The organism is Acidovorax sp. ACV01 (assembly GCF_014851495.1).
Classification (GTDB): domain Bacteria; phylum Pseudomonadota; class Gammaproteobacteria; order Burkholderiales; family Burkholderiaceae_C; genus Acidovorax; species Acidovorax radicis.
Window position 1 is genome coordinate 570,965 of record NZ_JACUZT010000002.1, and the last position, 16,007, is coordinate 586,971.

Here is a 16,007-nt window from a genome sequence, read left to right on the forward strand (position 1 = left end):
ATGGGTGGATTCTTGGGGTTTACGCCGTGGGCGTCTTGCGCCTAAAGACAAGGCGCTCGGGTTCGGATGATGCCGGGGCAAAGGCATAGCCGTCCAGATCAAATCCTTCCAGCTTGTGCGGTGTGGCTACGCGGTGCGTGATGGCATAGCGTGCCATCAGGCCCCGCGCGCGCTTGGCGTGAAAGCTGATGATCTTGTAGGCGCCGCCTTTCCAGTCCTCGAACACACATTCGATGACACGCGCCTTGAGCGCCTTGCGGTCTACGGATTTGAAGTATTCCTGCGACGCCAGGTTGACCACCACGGGCGTGGTGTCGGCGCGCAGGCGGGTGTTGAGGTGCTCGGCAATCTGGCTGCCCCAGAACTGGTACAGATTGCTGCCGGCTGCCGTGGCCAGGCGGGTGCCCATCTCCAGGCGGTAGGGCTGCATGCGATCGAGTGGCCGCAGCACGCCATACAGCCCGCTGAGGATGGCTACATGGGTCTGGGCCCAGTCCAGGTCCTGGGGCGCCAGCGTGCGGGCTTCCAACCCTTCGTACACATCACCGTTGAAGGCCAGCAGCGCCTGTCGCGAGTTGGCGGCCGTGAAACGCGGGCGCCAAGCCTGGTAGCGCGCCACGTTGAGCGCCGCGAGTTTGTCGCTCAGGTCCATCAGCGAGGCGATCTGCTGGGGGGATTGCACGCGGAGCACCTCGATGAGGGCCGTGGATTGCGCCACGAACTGGGGCATTGTGTGCGGCAGGCCTTCGGGCAAGGGCGTGTCGTAGTCGAGCGATTTGGCGGGAGACAGCAGGAACAGCATGGGCGGCGGAAGGTCCGTGGATCTCGAAGGGTGAAGCAGGCGGGGCGGTGCATAGGGTGGCAGCCAGGGGCCAGGGCGGCTTGAAATGGTACCTGCTGAAAGGCTGTCTTCGGTCGCTGACGGGTATTTGGCAGGCGCCCATAAAAGAAGGCGGCCAGGGCCGCCTTCTTTGTGGAAGGCTGCGGCCCCGGGGGGCGCAGCCGTTTCAGGGCATCAAGCCGCTGGTGGCTGCTCAAAAGGCAGCTTCATGGCCGACAGGTCGCGGCGGGTTTCCACCAGCACCAGAGGGCCTTCATCCAGCACCACGGCCGGTGGGCGCTCACGCGGCACGCGGATGGGCTTGGGTTCTGCGGCAATCGCGGCCTGGACGGCAGCGATCTTGTCGACGTCGGAGTTCACCCACTGCAGGCCCGATGCGGCAGCAACCTGCTGCAGTTCATCAATGGGCAGTGCGAACGTCTGGACGCGTGGCAGGCCACTCGCTGCGGGTGCTGCAGGTGCGGTGGGCGCCACTGGCGCTGCAGCGGCCACAGCGGGAGCCCGGGCGGCTGCGACAGGCGCTGCTGCAACGGCAGGTGCTGGCGCAGCCGCCACCGGGGCCACTGGCGCAGCGGCAGGCGCAGCAACGGGTGCCGGTGCAGCGGCCTCGGCAACAGCCACCGGCGCTGCAGTGGGTGCAGCTTGCTCTGCGGCGGGGGCGCTGAAGTAGCTGCGGCGCGGAGCCTCGTCCTGTGCGGGCGCGGGCTCGGCTTGCGTGGGGTCGAAATCCAGCATCGCGGGTGCTGCAGCTTCAGCGCCGGTGTTGTCGCGCGGACCCCGTTCGCCACGCTCGCGGCGGTCACGGCCGTAGCGGTCGCGCGAACGGCGCTCGCGGCGCTGCTCTTCTGCGGCGGCACCGTTGCCGTTGGGCTGGGCGTCGCTGCCGGTCAGGTCCAGGTCGGGCAGGGCAGCCAGCGGCGCAGTGTCCACAAAGTCGCCGGGCGCGGCGGCTGCGGCGGTTTCCTGGGCTTCCACGGCGCGGGGCGTGCGTTCACCACGTTCGCCACGGTTGCCGCGATCACCACGCTCACGGCGCGGGCCACGTTCGCCACGGGGCTGTTGGGCGGGATTGCCTTCTGCGTTGTTGCCGTTGTTGCCGGCATTGGGGCCTTCCACCTGCGCATTGGCAGCCGCGGTGTTGTCACCGTTCAGCCCGGCGTTCTGGTTGCGCGGCTCGGTGTCGCGGCGGCCACGGCCACCTTCGCGTCCATTGCGGCCACCTTCGCGCCCTTCACGGGCCTCGCCTTCGGGGCGGCGTTCTGCGTCACGCGGTGGGCGGCTCTCTGCGTCGCGGGGTGCGCGGCCTTCGGCCGAGCGTTCGCCACGGCGGCCACGGCCTTCGCCGGTGCCTTCGCGGTTGCCGTCACGGGGCGCGCCTTCGCGCTGGCCGTCACGGTTGCCGTCGCGGCCACCACGGCGGCCACGGCCTTCACCGTTGCGTCCATCGCGGCGGGGTTCGCCACGGCCGGTGGTTTCTGGGGCGGCTGCCGGTGCGGGTGCTGCCACGGGGGCAGGGGCTGCCGGTGCAGCGCCACCGCCGAACAGGCTCTTGATCCACCCAAAGAAGCCTTGCTCTTGCGGTGCCGCGGCAACCGGGGCAGGGGCTGCCGCAGGTGTGGGGGCTGGCGCAGTCGCAGCGGCTGGGCGTTGGCCGGCGCGTGGTGGGCGGGTGGCGCCTTCAGCGCGGGGCTCGGCCGTCGGGGCGGGGGCGTCAGGGAGCACGCCCTTGATCACCGGGGTCTGCTTGTTGGTGGGCTCTTGCGAGCGGCGCGTCACGGCCGTGGGGTCTTCCACTTCTTCGGCGAGCTTGTAGCTGGCTTCGATGTGGTCCAGGCGCGGGTCGTCGTGCTTGAGGCGTTCCAGGCGGTAGTTGGGGGTTTCCAGCGTCTTGTTGGGCACCATCAGCACGGCCACGCGCTGCTTGAGTTCGATCTTGGCGATTTCGGTGCGCTTTTCGTTCAGCAGGAACGAAGCCACTTCCACCGGCACCTGGCAGTGCACGGCGGCCGTGTTGTCCTTCATGGACTCTTCCTGAATGATCCGCAGGATCTGCAGGGCCGAGCTTTCCGTGTCGCGGATGTGGCCCGAGCCGCCGCAGCGGGGGCAGGGGATGGACGAGCCTTCCGACAGGGCGGGCTTCAGGCGCTGGCGGCTCATTTCCATGAGGCCGAACTTGCTGATGGTGCCGAACTGCACGCGGGCGCGGTCCTGGCGCAGCGCATCGCGCAGGCGGTTTTCCACTTCGCGGCGGTTCTTCGACTCTTCCATATCGATGAAGTCGATGACGATCAGACCGCCCAGGTCGCGCAGGCGCATCTGGCGGGCCACTTCGTCGGCGGCTTCCAGGTTGGTGCGGGTGGCGGTTTCCTCGATGTCGCCGCCCTTGATGGCGCGGGCCGAGTTCACGTCCACGCTGACCAGCGCTTCGGTGTGGTCGATCACGATGGCGCCGCCCGAGGGCAGTTGCACGGTGCGGGCGTAGGCCGATTCGATCTGGTGCTCGATCTGGAAGCGGCTGAACAGGGCGGCGTCGTCGCGGTAGCGCTTCACGCGGGCGGCATGCTCGGGCATGACGTGCGCCATGAACTGCTGCGCCTGTTCGTAGATGTCGTCGGTATCGATGAGGATGTCACCGATGTCGTTGTTGAAGTAGTCGCGGATCGCGCGGATGACGAGCGAAGATTCCTGGTAGATCAGGAAGGCGCCCTTGCCGCCCTTGCCAGCGCCGTCAATCGCGGTCCACAGCTTGAGCAGGTAGTTCAGGTCCCACTGCAGCTCGGGCGCGGTGCGGCCAATGCCGGCCGTGCGCGCGATGATGGACATGCCGTTGGGGTATTCCAGCTGGTCCATCGCCTCCTTGAGCTCGGCGCGGTCCTCGCCCTCGATGCGGCGCGATACGCCACCGCCACGGGGGTTGTTGGGCATCAGCACGACGTAGCGGCCGGCCAACGAGACGAAGGTGGTCAGCGCCGCGCCCTTGTTGCCGCGCTCTTCCTTTTCGACCTGGACCAGCAGCTCCTGGCCTTCCTTGATCACTTCATTGATGCGCGCCTGGCTGGGCGAGACACCGGGGGTGAAGTAGCTGCGCGAGATTTCCTTGAACGGCAGGAAGCCGTGGCGGTCTTCGCCGTAGTCGACGAAGCAGGCTTCCAGCGAGGGCTCGACGCGCGTGACGACGGCCTTGTAGATGTTGCCCTTGCGCTGTTCACGCCCTTCGATTTCGATTTCGTAGTCGAGGAGCTTTTGTCCGTCGACGATGGCCAGGCGCCGTTCTTCGGGCTGCGTGGCGTTGATGAGCATCCGCTTCATGATGCGATTCCTTCAGTGTTTCGCGGACAGCAGCGGTGCAGCCAACCTGACCAGCAGGGAGGGCTGCGCGGGCTGCCGCCCACAGTTTCCAAACCAATACAACAAGCTCTACAGGAGCTGTGAATGCCTGGACTGACGCATCGAAACGAAGGGAATTGCCGGGGATGCCAGTGATCTGCCGCGCTCTAGCGCAGCATCGTGAGGCAGGGGCGCGTGGAAGGGGGCGAGTGGTAGGAGCGCAGTTTTGCTATCAAAAGAGTAGCTGATTGCGCTTGCTGGCTGTGCGCTGAGGGCGATTTTGAGCATGCAGCCGAAGGCCGCAGCCTCCGCCACAGGGTCTCTATCCATGCCATCAACAGCCACATGCTCGCTTCGATCCGCTGGCAGACCGCTCCCGGGTAGGGAACATCTGCAAGCTTGGGGGATTCCGTATCAGTGTTTCAATCTGTCAGCCCGCCGCACGGCGTGCTGGCCACCACAGGCATCTGGCCTGCAATCTGCGCGCACGACGCCCGCTGGCATCGACCTGCCTGCACGAGGGGCAAGGGCTGTGTGGACTAAACTCCAGACAAATCAACCACTTACATGACAACGCGCAGGTGAAACACATTATAGGGGCCAAACCGCCCGCCGCCCCCGGGGGGCTTCCCGCAGTCCGCCTGGTGGAGGTCGATGAAGACTCCGCAGGCCAGCGGCTCGATAACTTTTTGATACGCCACTTGAAGGGTGTGCCAAAAACGCATGTCTACCGCATCATCCGCAGCGGCGAGGTGCGCATCAACAAGGGCCGGGTGAGTGCCGACACGCGCGTTGAGGTGGGGGACGTGGTGCGTCTGCCGCCCGTGCGCATCTCTGACAAAGTGGCCGAAAAAGCCGAGCGCCCGGCACCCGCGCGCGAATTTCCCATCCTGCTCGAAGACGACCACCTGATTGCCATCGACAAGCCTGCCGGTGTGGCGGTGCATGGTGGCAGCGGCGTGAGTTTTGGGGTGATCGAGCAGTTGCGCCAGGCGCGCCCGCAGGCGAAGTTCCTAGAACTGGTGCACCGGCTGGACCGCGAAACCTCGGGCATCCTGCTGGTGGCCAAGAAGCGCTCGGCGCTCACCCACCTGCAGGACCAGTTCCGCGAGCGCGAGACCGGCAAGACGTACCTGGCGCTCGTGACGGGCGCGTGGCCTGCCAACAAAAAAGTCATCGACCTGCCGCTGCACAAGTACCTGCAGGCCGATGGCGAGCGCCGCGTGCGCGTGACCACGGCCGACGATCCGGACGGCATGCGCTCCATCACGCTGGTCAAGGTGCGCAGCACGGTCACGGCGCGCCCCGCCCAGGGCCTGCCAGTGATGTCTTTGCTGGAGGTGACGATCAAGACAGGCCGTACGCACCAGATCCGTGTGCACCTGGCCAGCCAGGGGCATGCCATCGTGGGCGACGACAAGTACGGTGACTTTGAGCTGAACAAGCGCCTGCAAAAGCAGGGGATGAAGCGCATGTTCCTGCATGCCTGGCGGTTACAGTTCAACCACCCCGCCTCGGGTGAACGGGTGGCTCTGAATGCCGAGCTGCCGCCCGAGCTGGCCGATTTTGTGTCCCCTGCCTGAGAAGGCATGAACGAACCCCATGCCCGCCAAAACCTTCCGTCCGCGCCGCTTCGATCTCATCGCCTTTGACTGGGATGGCACCTTGTTTGATTCCACCGCCATCATCGTGCGCTGCATCCAGGCCGCGGTGCGCGACGTGGGTGGCACCGTACCCACGGACAAAGAGGCTTCGTATGTGATTGGCATGGCGCTGGCGCAGGCGCTGGCCCATGCGGCCCCGGATGTGCCGCCTGAAAAGTACAACGATCTGGGCAACCGCTACCGTTTTCACTACATCCAGCACCAGGATGACCTGAGCCTGTTTGAAGGTGTGCTGCCGCTGCTGACAGACCTGCGCGAGCGTGGCCACCTGCTGGCCGTGGCCACGGGCAAAAGCCGGCGCGGGCTGGACGAGGCTTTGCACTCGGTGCAACTCAAAGGCGTGTTCGACGGTTCGCGCACGGCGGACCAAACTGCAGGCAAGCCACACCCGCTGATGCTGCAGGAGCTGATGGCCGAGTTCGACGTGCCGCCCGAGCGCCTTCTGATGATTGGCGACACCACCCACGACCTGCAAATGGCGGTCAACGCGGGCTGTGCAAGCGTGGGAGTGAGCTACGGCGCCCATGAACCCGATGCGTTCCAGGTGCTGAACCCGCTGGGTGTGGCCCATTCGGTGCGCGAACTGCATGACTGGCTGCTGCAGCACGCCTGAAGTGCGGCACCGGAGCGGGGAAAACCCATGACGACCGTTCCCGAGCAGGCCATTGCACTGTGCAACAGCAGCGAGTTGGTCGACAGCGGGCTGGCCGTTGCGTTTGATGTGATTTATTCAGGCCAGACCTGCCGCGCTTTTGCCATCCGGCACCGGGGTGTGCCCCACGCTTATCTCAACCGTTGCACCCATGTGGCCATGGAGATGGACTACCAGCCGGGCCGTTTTTTTGACGACACCGGCCAGTGGCTGCTGTGCGCTACGCATGGGGCGGCCTACCTGCCCAGCACCGGCCAGTGCGCGGGCGGTCCCTGCCGGGGCGGGCTTGTGAAAATTGCCTTGTCCGAGAGCGATGGTGTGGTGCACTGGCATACTGCTTACAACCTGCGGCCCGTAGAGTTCTAGAAAATCCAGTTGAAATACCCTTATGTGCTGTCGCCCGGTGCCAGCCTGCGCGATGCGCGGGCAACACTGCCAGCGCAGTACCCAGGACGCATGACATGACCGACCCCCAGCAGCCCGGCTCTTCGGGCTTTGACCCAAAAAGCAATCCCGCGCCCGACCTGTGGGCGCAAGCAGCTACAAATTCAGGAGCATCTGTGAGCGATTCATCGCGTGAACCCGGCTGGGAGCGCGCCACGCTGGAAAAGCTGGCCTTCTCTGCCCTCAATGAACAACGCAGCGCCCGCCGCTGGAAGATCTTCTTCCGCCTGGCCTGGCTGGTGCTGATTGCCGCCGTTGCTTTCCTGGCCCTGCGCCAGGCATCACCCAGTGCGAGCAAAAGTGCTCCGCACACGGCGGTGGTGGATATCAAGGGCGAGATCGCCAGCGGCGCCGAGGCAAGCGCCGAGTTCGTCGTGGCCGCCATGCGCAGCGCGTTGGAGGACGAAGGCTCGCAGGCGCTGGTGCTGCTCATCAACTCACCCGGCGGCAGCCCGGTGCAGGCCGGCATCATCAACGACGAGATCGTGCGTCTGAAGGCCAAGCACAACAAGCCGATCTACGCGGTGGTCGAAGAAACCTGCGCCTCGGCCGCCTACTACATCGCCGCCGCCGCCGACGACATCTACGTGGACAAGGCCAGCATCGTGGGCAGCATCGGGGTGCTGATGGACGGATTTGGCTTCACCGGCACCATGGAAAAGCTGGGCGTGGAGCGCCGCTTGCTGACGGCGGGCGAGAACAAGGGCTTTCTGGACCCGTTCAGCCCGCAGACCGAAAAGCAGCGTGCCTATGCGCAGACCATGCTCGACCAGATCCACCAGCAATTCATCGCTGTGGTGAAGGCAGGCCGTGGCGATCGCCTCAAGACCACGCCCGATACTTTCAGCGGCCTGTTCTGGACCGGCCAGCAGGCTGTGGAAATGGGCCTGGCTGACAAGCTGGGCAACCTGGACTACGTGGCGCGTGAAGTGGTGAAGGCAGAAGACATCATCGACTACACCCGCCGCGACAACGTGGCTGAACGGCTGGTCAAGCGTTTTGGTGCAGCGATCGGTGTGGGCGCGGTGAAGTCGCTGTCAGTGGCTGGACCTCAGCTGCGCTGAAACTGTCCGCCCTGGCTTGCGGGCCATTCAAAAAAATGCCCCGGGTGGAGATTTCACACGGGGCATTTTTGCGTCTGGGCGTGCGTGGCATGCGTGGTGTGACGCAGCCGGCCGTGCCGGGCCTCCGAGGGCTGGCAAGAGGGCGGTTCTTTAGCTGTCCAGCCCGCTGGCCTTGCGCTGGCGCGAACCGTCTTCGAGGATGGTGTCGTCTGCCACGAGCTTGCCCGCCTCGTCCCACTGCTTGCGGGCCGTGAGGCGCGTGCGCCCCCGGGCCTCGGGTGCGGAATACTGTTCTTCCACGGCCAGCCGCCCGTTGTCGTGAAAGGCTTGCTGGGTGCCCACCGGCCATTGCTCGGCATTGAGCTGCTCGCGCCGCGCCAGCTTGCCATCGTCGCGGTACATCTCGCGCTGCATGCGCGCCTGTTCGCCGGTGCCGCTCCAGGTGCTGCGTTCGCGCACCGATCCGTTCAGGTACCAGCGCTCCACCTGCACTTCGCGGCCGTCGGCAAAACTGCGCTGTTCGATGAGCTGGCCGGATGCGCCGTAGCGCTTGGCGCTGAGCAGCGGGCCGCGCGTATCGCGCAGCGTGCGTTCATCCGGGTTGAAGACACGCTCTTCACGCAGCACGCTTTTGCCGCCCTCCGTGGTGAAACTGCGGTGCACACGCCGGCCGTCCACCATGAGCTGCTGCGCGGCGACGACACCTTCGGGGGTCCATTCGGTTGCGCTCAGCAGGCGGCCCTGGTCGTAGCGCAGTTGTGCGGTTTTGGTGCCGTTTTCTGCGTGGAGCAGGGTATCGGTGGCACCGTCAAAGCCGCAGAGCTTGCGGTCTTCGGGCAGCACGCTGGCGCGCGGGCAGAGCAGGCGTGTGGGCTGGCCCTTGCTGTTGGTCTCCACAGAGAACAGCTCCTGCCCGTCGCCGTGGAACGACACGCGCTCCACGCGCCCGGTGGCATCAAAGCGCCGCACGGCGCCCTGGGTGCGGCCGTTGTCGGCGGTTTCCTCGCGCCGCACCTGGCCGTTGGGCCAGAACTCGGCCACCCGGCCATGGCTGTTGCCGCGTTCGTTGACCGTGCGTTCGCGCTGCAGGCGACCTTCTCGGTCGAACATGCGCTCTAGGCCTACGAACTTGCCGCCGCGCAGTTCCTGCTCGCGCTGGAGGTGGCCGGTGTCGTCTTCGCGGCAGCGCACCAGTCCGGATTGGCCGGCCGTTTCGGCACCGTTGGAAATACTGATGGCCTTGCCATTCAATTCACAGCGAATAATGGCCTCAGCGCTTGATCCGTAAGCGCTGATAGCTATTAGAAATATAGCAAATGAAAACTTCATGTTCAGCGGCCCAGTGCAAACACGACAGGGGTGCGGTTGTCGGGAGGCGTCGGTTGCTGGCGCCATTGCCGCACCAACTGGCTGCGGATGCGTGCATCGGGCAACGTCAGCCCGCTGGCCAGTGCCAGGCGGGTGTGGGGTTGTAGCGTCTGCACCAGGGCCTGCCACAGGGCGGCGTTGCGGTACGGGGTTTCGATGAAAAGCTGGGTCTGCCCCGTCTTGAGGGCCAGGCCTTCCAGCTCCTTGATGCGCTGGATGCGTTCCTGGCTGTCCTGGGGCAGGTAGCCAACAAACGCGAAGTTCTGCCCGTTCAATCCGCTGGCCGCCAGCGCCAGCAGCAGCGACACCGGGCCCACCAGGGGGACAACGGGGATATCGAGATCGTGTGCCGCGCGCACCACGGACGAACCGGGATCGGCCACGGCAGGCATGCCCGCCTCGCTGACCAGCCCCATGTCGTGCCCCGCCAGGGCTGCGGCGAGCAGCGGGCGGGCGTCGAACGGGGCCGAGCCCTTGTCGCCGTGGTCGCCTTTTTTGTGTACTTCTCGGGGCAGTTCCGTGATCTGCTGCTGCTGCAGGGGCGCGGCCAAAGGGTAGAGGGCGTCCACGCGCTTGAGGTAGGCGCGGGTGCTTTTGGCGTTCTCGCACACCCAGTGGGTGAGCTGCGCGGCGGCCTTCAGGGTGCTGGTGGGCAGCGCATCCTGAAGCGGGACCTGGCTGTCGCAGCCAAAATCGAGCGGAGCGGGCACCAGGAACAGCGTTCCGGTTTTGGTATTCATCGTTGGCCTCCACCGCGCTGCGCTGTATCCGCAGCCCCAGAAGCTGGCGTGATCCAGGCCAGTGCACCCGTGGAACTGGCTTTGCCAGGCCACCGGGTGCGTCCCCCTCCCGAAGGAGGGGGGGAAGACGCGAAGCGACTCAGGGGGGGCTTCATCATGGCAGCACCAGCCCTGCAGCGCGCAGCATGCGGCAAGTGCGGATCAGAGGCAGTCCAATGAGCGCGGTGGGGTCGTCGCTGTGGATGGCGTCCAGCAGCGCAATGCCCAGGCCTTCGCTCTTGGCGCTGCCGGCGCAGTCATAGGGTTGCTCGGCGCGCAGATAGCGCTCGATTTCCGCGTCGGACAGGTCGCGGAATTTGACCTCCACAGGGGCCAGGTCGACCTGCTCGAAGCCTGTTGCCGTGCACACCACGGCCAGGGCGGTTTGGAAAATCACCGTTTGTCCGCGCATCTGGCGCAGCTGCTCCACTGCGCGTTCATGAAGGCCTGGTTTTCCCAACGGCTCGCCAGCGAGGTCTGCCACCTGGTCGGAGCCGATCACCACCGCCTCGGGGTGCTGCTGTGCCACGGCGCGCGCCTTGGCCAGCGCCAGGCGCAAGGCCAGAGCACGAGGGGCTTCGCCGGGCAGTGGGGTCTCATCCACATTCGGGGCCGCGACGTCAAAAGGCAGGTTCAACCGCTGAAGCAACTCGCGCCGATAGCGCGAGGTGGAGCCCAATACCAGAGGGCGTTGCAGGGGAGGGGATTGATGCATGCGCCGATTCTCTTACACTGCCGCCATGACCAAGGAATTCTCCGCACAGCGCCTCGACGTGAAAGCCTTTGCACAGGCGGGTGGTCGGCTGGCGGGCCACGATTCACTTTTGAAGTACGAACGGTTGGCCCAGGAGGCCAAGGGCCTGCACCCAGATTTGATGGTGGATTGGGAAGCTCTCGGTGAAGTGCGTACTGCGTTGGGTGGAATGGGCCAGGTGTGGCTGCATATCAAGGTGCAGGCGAGCTTTCCCATGGAATGCCAGCGTTGCATGACTCCTGTGGATGTGCCGCTGGAGGTTGATCGGGAGTTCCGCTTCGTGGCCGACGAGGCCACTGCCGAGGCGCTGGACGACGAGAGCGAGGAAGACCTGCTTGCCATGAGCCGCGAGTTTGACCTTCATGAACTCATCGAGGACGAGTTGCTGATGGCATTGCCTGTGGTGCCCAAACACGACGAGTGCCCTACCTCGGTGCCGCTGGCTTCTTCGGACGACGATTTCGAGGAAGCCAATGACGAAAAGCCCAATCCGTTTGCAGCGTTGGCAGCGCTGCGCAAAGACGACAAGGGTTGATTGGCCGGCCCAAAAATCATTTGGGTTATAATCGTGGGCTTCACGCGAACCCCATCGTGTCTTTTGGGCTGATCGCGTTTTTACCAACCTATTCCAGATCAGGAGCCATCATGGCCGTTCAGCAAAACAAAAAGTCTCCCTCCAAGCGCGGCATGCACCGCTCGCACAATGCCCTGAATGTGCCAGGCATTGCAGTGGAACCCACCACCGGTGAAACCCACCTGCGCCACCACATCAGCCCCAATGGCTTCTACCGTGGCCGTCAGGTGCTGAAGAACAAATCTGAAGCCTGACCTTCGCCCCACCCAAAGGCCCGTTGCTACTGAAATCGTAGCGCGGGCCTTTGTTTTGACCCTTGCATTTCATCTTCCGGCCTGTGTGGCCGGTCGGACAAGTCGCCCATGATCACACTGGCTGTTGACTGCATGGGGGGCGACCATGGCCCCCGCGTCACGCTCGCGGCGTGCCGCCAGTTCCTCGACAAACACCCTGATGCCCGCCTGCTGCTCGTCGGCCTAGTGGACAGTTTGCAATCGTTTTCGCACGACCGTGCCACTATGGTTCCCGCTTCCGAAGTGGTCGCCATGGACGATCCGGTCGAGGTCGCATTGCGCAAGAAGAAGGACTCTTCGATGCGTGTGGCGATCCAGCAGGTCAAGGATGGCGCAGCCTCTGCAGCCGTTTCGGCGGGCAATACCGGCGCGTTGATGGCCATTGCGCGCTATCTCCTCAAGACGCTGGATGGCATTGACCGACCCGCCATTGCGACTCAGCTGCCCAACGCTGCGGGTGGCGCCACGACGGTGCTCGACCTGGGTGCCAATGTGGATTGCTCTGCCGAACATTTGCTGCAGTTCGCTGTGATGGGTTCTGCCCTGGTGTCGGTCCTCAAGGACGGGGGTGAGCCCACTGTCGGGTTGCTGAATATCGGTGAAGAAGCCATCAAAGGCAGTGAAGTTATCAAAAAAGCCGGTGAACTGCTGCGATCAGCCGCTAGTTCCGGTGATTTGAATTTTTACGGCAATGTCGAGGGCAACGACATTTTCAAGGGCACGGTTGACATCGTGGTCTGTGACGGATTTGTGGGAAATGTCGCCCTCAAAGCCAGCGAAGGGGTTGCATCGATGATCATTGGTGCCCTCAAGACTGAGTTTTCGCGCAATATCTTCACCAAAATTGCTGCGATCACCGCTTATCCTGTCTTAAAAGCGTTGATGAAGCGCATGGACTACCGGCGCTACAACGGCGCGGCACTTTTGGGGCTGCGGGGGCTGGTGTTCAAGAGCCACGGATCGGCCGACACAATGGCGTTCGAGCAGGCTTTGAACCGGGCGTATGATGCAGCCCGCAACAACCTGCTCGACCGCGTCCGGGCCCGGATTGCGCATGCAGCGCCGCTTCTGGTGCCTGCGGATGCCCAACCCAAGCCTGGCGTTGCGGCGACGATGACACATTGATGAGACGCTACTCCCGCATTACCGGTACCGGCAGCTATCTGCCTCCGCGCCGGCTGACCAACGCTGATCTGGTGGCTGAATTGGGCCAGCGCGGCATCGAAACCTCGGACGAGTGGATCGTCGAGCGCACTGGCATCCGCGCACGCCACTTCGCAGCGCCTGATGTCGCTTGCAGCGATCTGGGTCTGGAGGCTGCACGCAATGCCTTGCAGGCTGCGGGCCTTTTGCCGACAGACATTGACCTGATCATTGTGGCTACGTCCACCCCGGACATGGTGTTTCCTTCGGCCGCCTGCATATTGCAGAACAAGCTGGGAGCCAACGGTTGTCCGGCGTTTGATGTGCAGGCAGTGTGCAGCGGTTTTGTCTATGCCTTGTCCGTGGCGGATGCCATGATCCAGACGGGTGCCGCCAACCGCGCACTGGTCATTGGGTCGGAGGTTTTCAGCCGTATTCTGGATTTCAACGACCGCACCACCTGTGTGCTGTTTGGCGATGGGGCCGGGGCTGTGGTGCTGGAGGCGTCTGAGACGCCTGGCATCCTGTCCAGCGATCTCCATGCCGACGGAAAACATGTGGGCATCCTGTGTGTGCCTGGCAATGTGGCGGGCGGCAAGGTGCTGGGTGACCCTGTCCTCAAGATGGACGGGCAAGCCGTCTTCAAGCTGGCGGTGGGGGTGTTGGAAAAGGCTGCCCACGCGGTGCTGGCCAAAGCGGGGCTGACCGAGGCTGACATCGACTGGTTGATCCCGCATCAGGCCAATATCCGCATCATGCAAGGCACGGCCCGCAAGCTCAAGCTGTCCATGGACAAGGTCGTGGTCACGGTGGACCAGCACGGCAACACGTCCGCAGCCTCCATCCCTCTCGCGCTGGACCATGCAGTGCGCACCGGCCAGGTCAAAAAGGGCGAGACCCTGCTGCTCGAAGGCGTGGGGGGGGGCTTCACCTGGGGTGCAGTGCTCCTGAAGTTATAGCTGTTTGCGCTTGATAGATAAGCGCTAGGCCTCAATTTCAATCATATTTCTGGATTTTTCATGAAGTCTTTTGCATTTGTCTTTCCGGGACAAGGTTCGCAATCGGTGGGCATGCTCGATGGGTGGGGTGATCATCCGGTGGTGGCCCAGACCGTGCAGGAAGCATCGGAGGCTCTGGGTGAAGATATTGGCCTGCTGATCAAGGAAGGCCCCAAAGAGGCGTTGGCGCTGACCACCAACACCCAGCCGGTGATGCTGGTGGCCGGTGTGGCTGCATGGCGTGTCTGGCGCGCCGATGGTGGTGCTACCCCGGTGGCGGTTGCAGGGCATTCGCTGGGCGAGTACTCGGCATTGGTCGCGGCGGGTGTGTTGACGCTGGCGCAGGCGGCGCCGCTGGTGCGCCTGCGCGCAGCGGCCATGCAGGAGGCGGTGCCGGTCGGCACTGGGGCCATGGCTGCCATTCTGGGTATGGAGGCTTCCAAGGTCATTGCAGGGTGTGCCGATGCTATGGCTTCGTTCGGTGCCGGGACAGCGGAGGTGGTTGAGGCTGTCAATTTCAACGACCCCGCCCAGACCGTCATTGCGGGCACCAAGGCGGGTGTCGACAAGGCCTGCGAGCTGCTCAAGGCCGCAGGTGCCAAGCGCGCGTTGCCGTTGCCCGTGTCTGCCCCCTTTCACTCCAGCCTGATGAAGCCTGCCGCCGAGAAGTTGCGCCTGGCGCTGGCGGATGTGGCGCTTGCCACTCCCCAGATTCCTGTGCTGAACAACGTGGATGTCGCTGTGCAGCAGGACGCGGGTGCGATCCGGGATGCCCTCTACCGACAGGCCTTTGGTCCTGTGCGCTGGGTAGAGTGTGTGCAGGCGCTGAAAGCCCGGGGTGTTACCCATATTGTTGAAAGCGGCCCCGGCAAAGTGCTGGCGGGCCTGGCCAAGCGCATCGATCCTGAACTGGTCGGTGCTGCGCTGTTTGATCCGGCCACTCTGGCCGAAACCCGGGAGTTGTTGGCATGACGCAATCCATATCTGCGGCGCAAGTGGCGCTGGTCACGGGCGCATCGCGTGGCATCGGCGCTGCCATCGCTCTGGAGCTGGCTGTGCGTGGTTATCAGGTGGTGGGTACTGCCACGACAGACGAGGGTGCTGAGCGCATCAGCCAGGCCCTGTCGGCCTATCCTGGCTGCCGTGGCGCCAACCTGAATGTGAACGATGCTGCTGCCATTGAAGTGCTGCTCGACACCATCGTCAAGCAGCAGGGTGGCCTGCATGTGCTGGTGAACAATGCGGGTATTACCCGCGACACCCTGGCCATGCGCATGAAGGATGACGATTGGGATGCTGTCATGGATACCAATCTCAAGGCGGTCTTCCGTGTCAGCCGCGCTGCGATCCGGCCGATGATGAAGCAGCGGTTTGGGCGCATCATCAGCATTACCAGTGTGGTTGGTGCTTCGGGCAATCCAGGTCAGGCCAACTATGCTGCGGCGAAGGCGGGCGTCGCGGGCATGACCCGTGCCCTTGCACGCGAATTGGGCAGCCGGAGCATCACGGTGAACTGCGTGGCGCCGGGCTTTATCGAGACCGACATGACCTCCGTGTTGCCTGAAGAACAGCAAAAAGCCCTCAACGCCCAGATCCCGCTGGGGCACATGGGCAAGCCACAAGACATCGCGCATGCCGTTGCCTACCTTGCTTCGCGTGAGGCGGGGTATGTGACTGGACAGGAGTTGCATGTCAATGGCGGCATGTACATGTAGTTGATGGAAGATAACGCCGGTTCATCCGGACGGCGGGCTGCTGAGGGGCTTCTCCTTAAGCGGCTAGAATCGCGGATTCATTCACAACCCCCAGAGGGAAACCATGAGCGATATCGAAGCACGCGTCAAAAAAATCATTGCCGAACAACTCGGTGTGGAAGAGTCCCAAGTCACCAATGAAAAAGCCTTCGTGGCAGACCTCGGTGCCGACTCGCTTGACACGGTGGAACTGGTGATGGCGCTGGAAGACGAATTCGGCATTGAGATTCCGGATGAAGACGCCGAGAAGATCACCACGGTGCAAAACGCCATCGACTACGCCAACACCCATCAGAAGGCCTGAGCGGCGCACTGCGCCTGACTCAAGCGATCAGCAGAAGGTTTTTTACGC

Annotated in this window: 16 protein-coding genes; 11 read left to right on the forward strand and 5 right to left on the reverse strand. The window is 64.0% G+C overall.

All coding sequences use genetic code 11. The features are described 5' to 3' along the window. Positions 1-19: 19 nt before the first annotated feature. Together yaaA and IB243_RS07130 are read right to left on the reverse strand one after the other, a co-directional pair. Positions 20-802 carry a peroxide stress protein YaaA gene (gene yaaA, locus IB243_RS07125; RefSeq protein ID WP_192425977.1) on the reverse strand — a complete coding sequence of 261 codons (783 nt, stop codon included), beginning with the start codon at positions 800-802 and terminating at the stop codon, positions 20-22. Between the two features lie 213 nt (positions 803-1,015). After that, positions 1,016-4,150, reverse strand: a complete 3,135-nt coding sequence (locus IB243_RS07130) for an Rne/Rng family ribonuclease (protein WP_057269973.1) — start codon at positions 4,148-4,150, stop codon at positions 1,016-1,018. A gap of 599 nt (positions 4,151-4,749) precedes the next feature. On the opposite strand from IB243_RS07130, the gene IB243_RS07135 reads away from it, so the two are divergent. From IB243_RS07135 to IB243_RS07150, 4 genes are all read left to right on the forward strand, one after another. After that, the gene (locus IB243_RS07135) at positions 4,750-5,751 is read left to right on the forward strand and encodes an RluA family pseudouridine synthase (protein WP_192425979.1); all 1,002 of its coding nucleotides are present in this window, start codon (positions 4,750-4,752) and stop codon (positions 5,749-5,751) included. A 19-nt stretch (positions 5,752-5,770) separates the two neighbouring features. Further along, the gene (locus IB243_RS07140) at positions 5,771-6,445 is read left to right on the forward strand and encodes an HAD family hydrolase (RefSeq protein ID WP_192425981.1); all 675 of its coding nucleotides are present in this window, start codon (positions 5,771-5,773) and stop codon (positions 6,443-6,445) included. Between the two features lie 27 nt (positions 6,446-6,472). Beyond that, positions 6,473-6,850 (forward strand): Rieske 2Fe-2S domain-containing protein, encoded by a 378-nt coding sequence (locus tag IB243_RS07145; RefSeq protein WP_057226752.1) that lies wholly within the window; start codon positions 6,473-6,475, stop codon positions 6,848-6,850. Between the two features lie 95 nt (positions 6,851-6,945). Then, complete coding sequence (locus IB243_RS07150; protein ID WP_010463709.1) at positions 6,946-7,992, forward strand: S49 family peptidase; 1,047 nt, start codon at positions 6,946-6,948, stop codon at positions 7,990-7,992. Positions 7,993-8,142: 150 nt separating this feature from the next. Here the strand turns inward: IB243_RS07150 and IB243_RS07155 are convergent, their stop codons facing one another. The 3 genes from IB243_RS07155 to IB243_RS07165 form a co-directional block, all read right to left on the reverse strand. After that, positions 8,143-9,321 carry a toxin-antitoxin system YwqK family antitoxin gene (locus tag IB243_RS07155; protein WP_225584789.1) on the reverse strand — a complete coding sequence of 393 codons (1,179 nt, stop codon included), beginning with the start codon at positions 9,319-9,321 and terminating at the stop codon, positions 8,143-8,145. Positions 9,322-9,323: 2 nt separating this feature from the next. Next, positions 9,324-10,100 carry an SAM-dependent methyltransferase gene (locus tag IB243_RS07160; protein ID WP_192425983.1) on the reverse strand — a complete coding sequence of 259 codons (777 nt, stop codon included), beginning with the start codon at positions 10,098-10,100 and terminating at the stop codon, positions 9,324-9,326. 154 nt (positions 10,101-10,254) lie between these two features. Further along, positions 10,255-10,854: a Maf family nucleotide pyrophosphatase gene (locus IB243_RS07165; RefSeq protein ID WP_192425985.1), complete on the reverse strand. Its 600-nt coding sequence runs from the start codon at positions 10,852-10,854 to the stop codon at positions 10,255-10,257. A gap of 25 nt (positions 10,855-10,879) precedes the next feature. On the opposite strand from IB243_RS07165, the gene IB243_RS07170 reads away from it, so the two are divergent. From IB243_RS07170 to acpP, 7 genes are all read left to right on the forward strand, one after another. Next, positions 10,880-11,428: a DUF177 domain-containing protein gene (locus IB243_RS07170; RefSeq protein ID WP_010463716.1), complete on the forward strand. Its 549-nt coding sequence runs from the start codon at positions 10,880-10,882 to the stop codon at positions 11,426-11,428. Between the two features lie 110 nt (positions 11,429-11,538). Then, positions 11,539-11,721, forward strand: coding sequence for a 50S ribosomal protein L32 (gene rpmF, locus IB243_RS07175; RefSeq protein ID WP_005794249.1), 183 nt, complete (start codon positions 11,539-11,541; stop codon positions 11,719-11,721). A 108-nt stretch (positions 11,722-11,829) separates the two neighbouring features. Beyond that, complete coding sequence (gene plsX, locus IB243_RS07180; protein ID WP_057269968.1) at positions 11,830-12,885, forward strand: phosphate acyltransferase PlsX; 1,056 nt, start codon at positions 11,830-11,832, stop codon at positions 12,883-12,885. After that, positions 12,885-13,862 carry a beta-ketoacyl-ACP synthase III gene (locus tag IB243_RS07185; protein WP_010463733.1) on the forward strand — a complete coding sequence of 326 codons (978 nt, stop codon included), beginning with the start codon at positions 12,885-12,887 and terminating at the stop codon, positions 13,860-13,862. Before plsX ends, IB243_RS07185 begins: the two co-directional genes overlap by 1 nt. Positions 13,863-13,922: 60 nt before the next feature. Next, positions 13,923-14,873: an ACP S-malonyltransferase gene (gene fabD, locus IB243_RS07190; RefSeq protein ID WP_192425987.1), complete on the forward strand. Its 951-nt coding sequence runs from the start codon at positions 13,923-13,925 to the stop codon at positions 14,871-14,873. Then, positions 14,870-15,616, forward strand: a complete 747-nt coding sequence (fabG, locus tag IB243_RS07195; RefSeq protein ID WP_192425989.1) for a 3-oxoacyl-ACP reductase FabG — start codon at positions 14,870-14,872, stop codon at positions 15,614-15,616. The genes fabD and fabG overlap by 4 nt, the downstream gene beginning before the upstream one ends. A 103-nt stretch (positions 15,617-15,719) precedes the next feature. Next, positions 15,720-15,959 carry an acyl carrier protein gene (gene acpP, locus IB243_RS07200; protein WP_003058049.1) on the forward strand — a complete coding sequence of 80 codons (240 nt, stop codon included), beginning with the start codon at positions 15,720-15,722 and terminating at the stop codon, positions 15,957-15,959. Positions 15,960-16,007 lie beyond the last annotated feature (48 nt).

Bases quoted from the DNA above. Each gene is read 5' to 3' on its own strand.
- IB243_RS07160 (WP_192425983.1), bottom strand. From the start codon at position 10,100: ATGAATACCAAAACCGGAACGCTGTTCCTGGTGCCCGCTCCGCTCGAT.
- fabD (WP_192425987.1), top strand. From the start codon at position 13,923: ATGAAGTCTTTTGCATTTGTCTTTCCGGGACAAGGTTCGCAATCGGTG.
- IB243_RS07170 (WP_010463716.1), top strand. From the start codon at position 10,880: ATGACCAAGGAATTCTCCGCACAGCGCCTCGACGTGAAAGCCTTTGCA.
- IB243_RS07150 (WP_010463709.1), top strand. From the start codon at position 6,946: ATGACCGACCCCCAGCAGCCCGGCTCTTCGGGCTTTGACCCAAAAAGC.
- IB243_RS07155 (WP_225584789.1), bottom strand. From the start codon at position 9,321: ATGAAGTTTTCATTTGCTATATTTCTAATAGCTATCAGCGCTTACGGA.
- IB243_RS07165 (WP_192425985.1), bottom strand. From the start codon at position 10,854: ATGCATCAATCCCCTCCCCTGCAACGCCCTCTGGTATTGGGCTCCACC.
- IB243_RS07130 (WP_057269973.1), bottom strand. From the start codon at position 4,150: ATGAAGCGGATGCTCATCAACGCCACGCAGCCCGAAGAACGGCGCCTG.
- fabG (WP_192425989.1), top strand. From the start codon at position 14,870: ATGACGCAATCCATATCTGCGGCGCAAGTGGCGCTGGTCACGGGCGCA.
- acpP (WP_003058049.1), top strand. From the start codon at position 15,720: ATGAGCGATATCGAAGCACGCGTCAAAAAAATCATTGCCGAACAACTC.
- plsX (WP_057269968.1), top strand. From the start codon at position 11,830: ATGATCACACTGGCTGTTGACTGCATGGGGGGCGACCATGGCCCCCGC.
- IB243_RS07145 (WP_057226752.1), top strand. From the start codon at position 6,473: ATGACGACCGTTCCCGAGCAGGCCATTGCACTGTGCAACAGCAGCGAG.
- yaaA (WP_192425977.1), bottom strand. From the start codon at position 802: ATGCTGTTCCTGCTGTCTCCCGCCAAATCGCTCGACTACGACACGCCC.
- IB243_RS07185 (WP_010463733.1), top strand. From the start codon at position 12,885: ATGAGACGCTACTCCCGCATTACCGGTACCGGCAGCTATCTGCCTCCG.
- rpmF (WP_005794249.1), top strand. From the start codon at position 11,539: ATGGCCGTTCAGCAAAACAAAAAGTCTCCCTCCAAGCGCGGCATGCAC.
- IB243_RS07140 (WP_192425981.1), top strand. From the start codon at position 5,771: ATGCCCGCCAAAACCTTCCGTCCGCGCCGCTTCGATCTCATCGCCTTT.